Source organism: Gordonia sp. 852002-10350_SCH5691597 (assembly GCF_001665715.1).
Classification (GTDB): domain Bacteria; phylum Actinomycetota; class Actinomycetes; order Mycobacteriales; family Mycobacteriaceae; genus Gordonia; species Gordonia sputi.
On record NZ_LZMO01000086.1, the window covers coordinates 1 to 9442 of the forward strand.

Below are 9442 nucleotides of genomic sequence, written 5' to 3' on the forward strand. Positions count from 1 at the left end.
GGCCGGTTGAACAGCATGTACCACCACACTGCAGCGATCAGTCCCCACAGGATGACCGGCCCGACCAGCACCGCGGCTACTTCAGCCATCACAACCAGAGCCACGATCGTCGCGACCACAGCGACCGCGAGTAACGAGACGCTGATCACCGCGACCGTGCAGTAGTAGAGATAGCAACCCCGCGATCCGCGAAGGAAACCGACGGCAATGCCCGAGTTCAGCAGCAAGAAGACGATCTCGGCTACGGTGACCACGAACATGGGCGTCGCCTGTCCGCCCGGACCGAACTGAGCCGACAGCGAGACCAGCAGAACGATCCCCCCGAGGATTGCGATGACCGAACCGGCAGCATGCAGCCAACCGAAGATCGACACGCGTGTGGGACGGCGCAACGCCAGTAATTCGGGATCGGACACTCCGAACACCGGCGGGCCACTCATCGGCATCCCCGGCGGGCCGGGCCAGGGGCTTGGGCCCGGTCCCCAGTACGGCACCGGGCCCGGTCCGGGGACGTTGGCCAGGTAGGGAACCGCCTGCGGAGGGTAGTGCCGCGCCCAGCCTGCGGGGCTGACCCCCGTCTGGGGTCGCGCCGCCGGGAGGTGAACCATGTCGGCGCCGCGGACGGGTGATTCGGGGTTCACGCCATCGGGTTGGGAGTCGCGTCGCACCATCTGTTGAGGTTAAGAGCCTTGCGGAGCGTCGCGCGTCGCCCGATCAGACCAACTGCTGTAGCCCGATCGGGCGAATCGCGTCAGTCGGCCACTCGGTTGCGTCGTCGGAAGACGTGGGTGTCGAAGGCCAGACCGCCCGCCGATGCGAAGCCGACCGCGAGGAGACCCGCGATGAGCGCCAGCGGGAACTCGTAACCGCCGTCGGATGCCCAGAACCCCTGATCGATGTGGGCGACGAAGATCGCGCCGATCATGTCGATGATCAGCAGCACGGAGACGAGCGGCAGCAGAACGCCGACGATCAGCAGAATGCCGCCGATCAGCTCGACCCAGGTCGCGTAGTACGCGGAGAACTCAGGGAAGGGTGCGCCCATCTTGGTGAAGCTGGCCTTGGTGCCGTCGAGCCCGAAGGTGTGAAGCTTCTGCCAACCGTGCGCGATGAAGATGATGCCGAGGATCACCCGTGCGGCAAAGAGTCCGAGACTGCGGATCGGGTACATGGTGTCACCTTTCTCAGGACGCTGTTCGCCCCTTGCGTTGTTCGTATCGAACATGAATCTAACCGGACCACAGTCCGTTTACAACCTGACGCGCCTCACGAAACCAACGCTACGGGTAGGGTGAGTTCTCGCGTCCCGATCGAGAAAACGACGCCGAAAAAAGCCCAAGCCGGACAAGCTGGACAGGCTCGGGTGGATGGTAGAGCCGAAGAGTCAGCCAGTAGGGCCAGAGACACCAGTAGGGCCAGAGACAGGAGCCGTTGCGTGCCGGGAAAGTCGGGAAAGAGTTCACGGCAACCTGTTCTCGGCACACCGGCCGACAGCGTCGACCCCTACCTGCCGGACAATGGCAATCTCGGTTATCGCATTTCCCGCTACGACCTCGACCTCGAATACAAAGTCGCCAGCAACCGCCTCGAAGGCGCTGCGACGCTGACCGCTACGTCGTATGTCGAGCTGGCGCGTTTCAGTCTCGACATGGCGTCGACGCTCAACGTCAGCAAGGTCACCGTCAACGACAGGCGGGCCAGGTACAGCCACCGGCAGCGCAAGCTGTTCATCACCCCCGACTCCCCCATCCAGCCGGGCGGGGCGATGACGATCGTCATCCGCTACAGCGGCACCCCGCGCCCCATCCGGGGTCCGTGGGGCACCGTCGGATGGGAAGAACTGACCGACGGCTCGCTGTGCGCCAACCAGCCCAACGGCGCGGCGTCGTGGTTTCCCTGCGACGACCACCCGAGCGCCAAAGCGCCCTACCGCATCTCGATCACCACCGACAGCCCGTACTACGCACTCGCCAACGGCGTGCTCGAGTCCAAACGCGTACGTGCAGCACAGACGACGTGGGTCTACGAACAGATCGAACCGATGTCGACCTATCTGGCCTCGATCCAGATCGGACCATACGAGCACATCCGACTGGCGTCGAAACCCGTTCCTGTGGAAGCGATCCTACCGTCACGACTGAAGGAGAACTTCCGCGTCGACTTCGGAAAACAGTTGGAGATGGTCGAGGCGTTCACCGAGATGTTCGGCCCCTACCCGTTTGCCAAGTACACCGTCGTGGTGACCGACGATTCGCTCGAAATCCCCATCGAGGCACAGAGTTTCAGCACATTCGGGGCCAACCACTGCGACGGCAGCCGCGACGCCGAGAGGCTGATCGCCCACGAACTCGCCCATCAGTGGTTCGGCAATTCGGTGACACTCGAGCAGTGGCACGACATCTGGCTCCACGAGGGATTCGCCTGCTACTCCGAGTGGCTGTGGAGCCAACGATCGGGCGGCCGAAGCGCCGACGAGTGGGCGCGCCATTACTACGCCAAACTCGCCGCCAACCCGGTCCGGGTCACGCTCGTCGATCCCGGACCGCGAAAGATGTTCGACGACTGGGTCTACAAGCGCGGCGCAATCACGTTGCACGCCTTACGTCTTCGCATCGGCGACGGAAACTTCTTCGCACTCCTGCATCGCTGGACTGACAAGTACCGCTACGGAACCGTCACAACCGAGGATTTCATCGCGCTCGCGGCAAACTACTCCGCCGCCCCGCTGAACGATCTGTGGCAGGCCTGGCTGTTCACCCCGGAGCTTCCGGCGTTCCCCGAACCATCCTGACGCCGAGGCATCGGTGTGTCGATGACGTCGGGTCCTGATCCCGAGATCCCCGCGGTGTCCGACGGTGCGAGCGGGCCGAGTTCCGGCGGGCGCAGCGCCGTCGGTCGCGTCACCATCGCGACGATCATCGCGGCGGCGTCGGGCTACCTGGTCCTGCTCCTCGCCGCACGGCAGCTCGGCGCGACCGGATACGCCGTCTTCGCGGTCTTCTGGGCGGCGTACGGCCTCGTCACCGGCGCACAGAACGGGCAGCTCCAGGAGACGACTCGCACCATCCGCGCCGCCTCGGACACCCGCACGGCGCGCGGCCGACCACTACTGGTCAACGTATGTATCGGCGCGGCGCTCGCGGTCATCCTCGCGGCGACGTCGCCGCTGTGGAGCGACCACGTGTTCGACCAGTACGGGGCGCTGTCGGTGGCGCTGCTCGCGGTCGGGGTCGCGAGCTTCGCGGTGTACGCGCACCTCTGCGGGGCGTTGTCGGGGTCGCTGTCGTGGTCGCCGTTCGCGGTACTGCTGAGCGTCGACGCGCTGATCCGACTGGTCGGCGCGGGCATCGCAGTCGCTTTCGGCTGGGGCGTGCCGGCGTTTCTGGTGATCACGGTGGTCGGCTCGGTGTCGTGGATCATGGTGCTCGCAACGTCGTCGACGGCCCGACGCGCAGTCGGATTGCCCGGCGACGTCGAAGACCGACGCCTGGCGGGCAACACCCTCACCGCGATGGCGGCCGCGCTGGCGTCGGCGGTGGTGGTGATGGGCTTCCCGGTACTGATCAACATCACCGCGCGCGCCGACGACGATTCGCGCGTTGTGGGAGCCGTCATCCTGGCGGTCACTTTGACCAGAGCGCCACTACTGGTGCCGCTCAACAGCTTTCAAGGCGTGCTGATCACCCGGTTCGTCGCGGCGCGCGACGCGTTGCTGCGTTCACTCGCCGTGCCGCTCGCCGCGGTCGTCGTGGTCGGTGCGATCGGCGCGGTCGCGGCGTGGGCGATCGGCTCCTGGCTGCTCACCCACATCTTCGGCGCCGACTTCACGCTCGGCGGCGGCACCATCGCGTTGTTCATGGTCGGCGCCACGGCCCTGGGTCTGCTGACCGTGACCGGCGCGGCCACGCTGTCCGTCGGCGCGCACCGGTGGTACGCGGCGGGGTGGTGGGTCGCCGCGATCGCCTGCGCCGCGCTGCTGACCGTGCCGCTCGAGGTTACCGACCGCGTCGCGCTGTCCTTGGTCGTCGGGCCGCTCGTCGGGGCATGCGTGCACCTGAGTTGCCTCGTTCGAGCGTGAGTGAGCCTCCCGCTGGTTGAGCCGAGCGCGGCACCTCCCGCTGGTTGAGCCGGGCGCGCCACCTCCCGCTGGTTGAGCCGGGCGCGAGCGCAGCGAGCACCCGAGTCGAAGGCCACCTACCGGCCTCGACCAGCCACCGCGCTCGCGATCCGCGCCATGCCGTGGTGCAGCCGGGACGTCGCGTGCAGCCGTGCCGCCCGCGCGGCGCGCGTCCATCCGCGCGCTGCAGATCGTTGCGCCTCGCCGTCGAAGAAGGCGTTCTCCTCGGCAAAGCGTCGACCGTCGACTGCCTGCACCGAGCTGACCGATGCGTCGTGGCGGCGGTATCGGAACAGTACGCGCGGGTCGTAGGCGAGCGCCTCCCCCGCGAAGGCGAGGTCGACGAGGAGTGCGAGGTCGAGGACGACGTCGAGCCCCTCCCTGAACCCGACAGCCCGCACGGCATCGGTGCGCCACAGCAGCGACGGAAAGTAGGTCCAGTTGCCGCGATACAGACTGGTAGCCATCGCCTCGCCGCGCAGGACCGTCGCAGACGACGGCGCGAGCACCGCCTTGATCCGATCCCCGAGCGGGCGCACCACCTGATCGTCGGCGTCGATCACCTCGACACCCGGCGCGATCACCGCAGCATCGGGATGCGCGTCGGCCAGCGCACGGACACCCGCGAGATACCCGGGCAGCAACACGTCGTCGCAGCCCATCACGACGTACCGGTCGGCGGTGACGAGGTCGACGCAGCGTCGAAAATTGCCGTTCACGCCGAGGTTGTGCGCGTTGCGCTCGTAGTGGACGCGACCGTCGGCGAGACCGGCGAGCCATTCGCGCGGCTCATCGCTCGGATGACAATCGTCGACGACGACGAGCCGGAAGTCGGGGTCCGACTGCTCCAGAACGCTGGTGACCGCCTGCTTGAACTGCTCGACGTCGCCGTAGAAGGGCATCATGACGTCGATAGGCACCCGATCAGGGTAGACGCTGACGCCGCCACGGCTTCCGGGCACGTCCGAAGTGCCCCGCACCTGCTCCGATAGGGTTACCCCCATGACGGAGCGCCCCACCAACGACGACGTGTGGTTGGTGATCCCCGTCTACAACGAGGGCGAAGTGATCCGAGACGTACTGGTCGACGCCTCGAAGACCTTCCCGAACATCGTCTGCGTCGACGACGGCAGCTCCGACGACTCGGTCGCTCAGATCCGATCGGCAGCAGCCGACGTCGAGAGCACGCAGACCGGCGGCATCCACCTCGTGCGCCATCCGGTCAATCTCGGCCAGGGCGCTGCGATCCAGACCGGCGTCGAATATGCGCGGGCACGGCCCAATGCCCGGTACTTCGTCACCTTCGACGCCGACGGCCAGCACCGCGTCGACGACGTCATCGCGATGATCGATCGCCTACGCACCGAGCCCGTCGACATCATCGTCGGCACCCGATTCGCCGACGGCCGGAGCGAGTCGGTACCGCTGCTGCGTCGGATCGTGCTGCGGACCGTCGTCTTCCTGAGTCCCCGCACGCGCAGGCTCGGACTCTCCGATGCCCACAACGGCCTGCGCGCGTTCAACAAGACCGTCGCCGACCAGCTCGACCTGCTGATGGCGGGCATGAGCCACGCGTCGGAGTTCGTCGCGCTCATCGACCATCATCACTGGCGGGTCGCCGAGCAGCCGGTCACCATCCTCTACACCGACTACTCACGCGCCAAGGGGCAGTCGCTGATCAACGGCGTCAACATCGTCGCCGACGGTCTGCTGCACGGGCGCATGAGGAGATAGCCATGATCGTCATCCAGATACTGCTCCTGCTCGCGGCCCTCGGACTCGTGTGGTTCTTCGTCACCAACCGTGGCAACGCGAGATCGTCTGCGGGAGTGAAGCTTCTGTTCGTCGCGTTCGTGGTCTTCGGCGTCTACGCGATGTTCCGCCCCAACGATCTGACGACCGTCGCGGGCTGGGTTGGCGTCGGCCGCGGCACCGACCTGGTGCTCTACTGCCTGGTGATCGCGTTCGCATTCACCACTGTCGCAACGTATCTCAGGTTCCGCGAGCTGGAGATCCGCTACGCTCGACTCGCGCGCGCCGTCGCACTGCAGAACGCCGAGGTCGAGAACCGGCGCGACTGAGGGCCCTGTCCGCCCGAGCCAGCCGCAAAACGCCGCCCGAACTTGCAAACGCGGCTGGTGCACCAGCCGCGTTCACCAGAACGAGCCGCGTCTACGACGCCCCTTCGGCCAGCGACCGCAGATACGCGGTCACGTCGATGTAGTCCGGGAGGAGCCCCGATTCGCGCGCGGCGGTCAAACCCGGTGCCGCAGTGTCCTTCTCGGACAGCTCATAGACCAGGGGCGAGCCGTCACGGGCCAGCGTCGGCCATTCGATGCCCAGCTCCGGGTCGAGTGGATTGATCCCGTGCTCTGCGCCGGGGTTGTAGCCGGTCGAGCACAGGTACGTCGCAGTCGACCCGTCTTCCAGTGCACAGAAAGCGTGTCCGAGGCCCTCGGAGAGGTAGACCGCACCACGGTCGACGTCGTCGAGGAGCACGGTGTCGTAGGTACCGAACGTCGGTGAACCGACGCGGATGTCGACGATCACGTCGAGGATCGCACCCTTCGGACACGTCACGTACTTCGCCTGCCCGGGTGGAACGTCGGCGAAGTGAACACCCCGCAAGACCCCCGCGGCCGACACCGACAGATTGACCTGCGCGAGGTCGAGTCGGTGACCGATCACGTCGTCGAGCAGATCTCCCTTGAACACCTCGGCGAACAAGCCGCGAGCGTCGCCGTGCTGCACAGGCGTGAACTCCCAGGCACCGTCGATCGACAACGGACGGATCTTCACTCGCGCTTCCCCTACCTCGTGCATCGTGTTCACTCGAAACCCTTACCGCGGGCCAGGATGTCGAGCAGATAGTTGCCGTAGCCCGACTTGCGCAACGTCTCGGCGCGCGTCGCGAGCTCATCGTCGGACAGATACCCCTGCCGCCACGCAATCTCTTCGGGCACAGCGATTTTCAGTCCCTGCCTCTGCTCGACGGTGCGCACGAAGTTGCCGGCGTCCAGCAGCGAATCAAAGGTCCCCGTGTCGAGCCACGCAGTGCCACGCGGCAGCACCTTCACCGCGAGCTTGCCCTGATCCAGATAGTGCGCGTTGACGTCGGTGATCTCGTACTCGCCTCGCGCACTCGGCTGCAGACCACGTGCGATCTCGATGACGTCGTTGTCGTAGAAGTACAGTCCCGGCACCGCGTAGTTGGACTTCGGGGAGGTCGGCTTCTCCTCCAACGACACCGCCCGCCCCTGCGCGTCGAAGTCGACCACCCCGTACGCCGACGGATTGGCCACCCAATACGCGAAGATCGCACCACCGTCGATCGCATCGAACCCCTGCAGCTGCGAACCCAGACCGGGACCGTAAAAGATGTTGTCGCCCAGCACCAACGCCACCGACTCATTCCCGATGTGATCGGCACCCAGCACGAACGCCTGCGCCAGACCATCCGGTGACGGCTGCGTGACGTAGGAGATGTCGATACCGAACTGACTACCGTCGCCCAACAACCCCGAGAACGCTGCAGAATCCTGCGGTGTCGTGATCACCAGGATGTCGCGAACACCCGCCAACATCAACGTCGACAACGGGTAATAGATCATCGGCTTGTCATAGACAGGCACCAACTGTTTGCTCACACCCTGCGTGATCGGGTGCAACCTCGACCCCGTCCCGCCGGCGAGAATGATTCCGCGCATGTCGAATAGGGTAGACGCCGACGGCGAAGCGGCAATTCGGATCGCACGCCACGGATGAGAGGTCACGAGCGCATGCGGGTTCTGGTTACCGGCGGAGCCGGGTTCATCGGGGCGAACTTCGTCCTCCGCACGCTCGAACAGCGGCCCGACGTGCAGTTGACCGTCCTCGACAAGCTCACCTACGCGGCCAGCCCCGCGACGCTGGCACCCGTCGCGGATCGTATCAACCTCATCGAGGGCGATATCGCCGACGCCTCGCTGACCGACCGTCTCGTCGCCGACGCCGACCTCGTCGTGCACTTCGCCGCGGAGTCGCACAACGACAACTCGCTTGCCGACCCGTCGGCCTTTGTGCAGACCAACTTTGTCGGCACGTACACCCTGCTTGAAGCGGTTCGCCGCCACGACGTGCGGTATCACCACATCAGCACCGACGAGGTCTACGGCGACCTCGACCTCGACGACCCGTCGCGGTTCACCGAGTCGACCCCGTACAACCCGTCGAGCCCGTACAGCTCCACCAAAGCGGGCAGTGACCTGCTGGTTCGTGCCTGGGTGCGGTCGTTCGGGGTGCCCGCGACCATCTCCAACTGTTCCAACAACTACGGCCCCTACCAGCACGTCGAGAAGTTCATCCCCCGCCAGATCACCAACGTGCTCTCCGGCGTACGGCCCAAGCTCTACGGCGACGGCCGCAACGTGCGCGACTGGATTCACGTCGACGACCACAACGACGCCGTCTGGACGATCATCGAGAAGGGCGAGATCGGCGAGACGTACCTGATCGGCGCCGACGGCGAGGTGGACAACCGGACCGTCGTCGAAACCATCCTGGAACTTCTCGGACAGCCGCGCGACGCCTTCGACTTCGTCACCGACCGCCCCGGCCACGACCGCCGCTACGCCATTGATTCGACGCGCCTGCGGACCGAACTGGGCTGGTCACCGCGCTACACCGACTTCCGCTCCGGCCTGTCGGCGACCATCGACTGGTACCGCGACAACCCCGCGTGGTGGCAGGCCGCCAAGGGCGACGCGGAGGCGAAGTACGCCAGCACCGAGCAGGTCATCGGCTGAGCGGGCTGCGCGGCCGACGGGCGTAGAGCGCGGCGACAACGATCCCGACCAGCGCGGCCATGGTGACACCGCTCGACAGCAGCAGCCGCGGGGTCGACGGAAACGCCCCGTACAGACCGGGTGCGACCACCGGCAGCAGGCCCGCTGTCAGCGCTGCCACAGCGGTGACGAAGTTGCGGTCGGCCGACATGTCGATAGCCGTGAACATCTTCAACCCGGTCACGATGATCATCGCGAACACGTAGGCCGCGGTGGCGCCGACCACGGGCGCCGGTAGCGAGTTGATGATCGCGCCGACCGGAGCCACGAACGCCATCAACAGCAGCAGCACGCCGGTCCCCGTGCTCACATACCGCGACCGGACTCCGGTTGCGCGCACGATGCCGATGTTCTCCCCGCTGGTGACCATCGTTTGCCCGCCGAAGACCCCTGCGAACACCGACGTCACAGCATCACCGCGGATGGTGCGCCCAACCGTTGCGCCGCTATCGATCCGCTTACCAACGACGTCGGCGTTGAGCACCACCTGCCCTGTTGCCTC

Annotated in this window: 10 protein-coding genes and 1 pseudogene; 5 read left to right on the forward strand and 6 right to left on the reverse strand. The window is 66.1% G+C overall.

Translation table 11 applies throughout. The annotated features are described in order from the left end of the window. Nucleotides 1–671 (reverse strand): annotated as a pseudogene (locus tag A5777_RS24605) (hypothetical protein); the annotation flags it as partial. 80 nt (nucleotides 672–751) lie between these two features. Beyond that, nucleotides 752–1171, reverse strand: a complete 420-nt coding sequence (locus A5777_RS06125) for a DoxX family protein (protein ID WP_064862000.1) — start codon at nucleotides 1169–1171, stop codon at nucleotides 752–754. A 264-nt stretch (nucleotides 1172–1435) separates the two neighbouring features. Here A5777_RS06125 and A5777_RS06130 point away from each other — a divergent pair, with 264 nt between their 5' ends. After that, nucleotides 1436–2791: a M1 family metallopeptidase gene (locus tag A5777_RS06130; RefSeq protein ID WP_064861995.1), complete on the forward strand. Its 1356-nt coding sequence runs from the start codon at nucleotides 1436–1438 to the stop codon at nucleotides 2789–2791. A 21-nt stretch (nucleotides 2792–2812) separates the two neighbouring features. Then, on the forward strand, nucleotides 2813–4078 hold the full coding sequence (locus A5777_RS06135) for a lipopolysaccharide biosynthesis protein (RefSeq protein WP_064862001.1): 1266 nt from the start codon (nucleotides 2813–2815) through the stop codon (nucleotides 4076–4078). Nucleotides 4079–4194: 116 nt separating this feature from the next. On the opposite strand, the gene A5777_RS06140 is transcribed toward A5777_RS06135, so the two are convergent. Next, nucleotides 4195–5037, reverse strand: a complete 843-nt coding sequence (locus tag A5777_RS06140) for a glycosyltransferase family 2 protein (protein ID WP_064861996.1) — start codon at nucleotides 5035–5037, stop codon at nucleotides 4195–4197. Between the two features lie 82 nt (nucleotides 5038–5119). On the opposite strand from A5777_RS06140, the gene A5777_RS06145 reads away from it, so the two are divergent. Together A5777_RS06145 and A5777_RS06150 are read left to right on the forward strand one after the other, a co-directional pair. Beyond that, the gene (locus A5777_RS06145) at nucleotides 5120–5851 is read left to right on the forward strand and encodes a glycosyltransferase family 2 protein (RefSeq protein ID WP_064861997.1); all 732 of its coding nucleotides are present in this window, start codon (nucleotides 5120–5122) and stop codon (nucleotides 5849–5851) included. Nucleotides 5852–5853: 2 nt separating this feature from the next. After that, nucleotides 5854–6198 carry a DUF2304 domain-containing protein gene (locus A5777_RS06150; protein ID WP_005206720.1) on the forward strand — a complete coding sequence of 115 codons (345 nt, stop codon included), beginning with the start codon at nucleotides 5854–5856 and terminating at the stop codon, nucleotides 6196–6198. 91 nt (nucleotides 6199–6289) lie between these two features. Here the strand turns inward: A5777_RS06150 and A5777_RS06155 are convergent, their stop codons facing one another. Further along, complete coding sequence (locus A5777_RS06155) at nucleotides 6290–6916, reverse strand: dTDP-4-dehydrorhamnose 3,5-epimerase family protein (RefSeq protein ID WP_064862002.1); 627 nt, start codon at nucleotides 6914–6916, stop codon at nucleotides 6290–6292. Nucleotides 6917–6945: 29 nt separating this feature from the next. Then, the gene (rfbA, locus tag A5777_RS06160; protein WP_064861998.1) at nucleotides 6946–7824 is read right to left on the reverse strand and encodes a glucose-1-phosphate thymidylyltransferase RfbA; all 879 of its coding nucleotides are present in this window, start codon (nucleotides 7822–7824) and stop codon (nucleotides 6946–6948) included. A 72-nt stretch (nucleotides 7825–7896) separates the two neighbouring features. On the opposite strand from rfbA, the gene rfbB reads away from it, so the two are divergent. Continuing rightward, a complete protein-coding gene (gene rfbB, locus A5777_RS06165) occupies nucleotides 7897–8901 on the forward strand; it encodes a dTDP-glucose 4,6-dehydratase (protein ID WP_064862003.1) in 1005 nt (334 codons plus the stop codon). Here rfbB and A5777_RS06170 read toward each other — a convergent pair. After that, the coding region (locus A5777_RS06170) for a solute carrier family 23 protein (RefSeq protein WP_331710574.1) at nucleotides 8891–9442 on the reverse strand (552 nt) is incomplete at its 5' end. The two genes, rfbB and A5777_RS06170, sit on opposite strands and share 11 nt — an antisense overlap.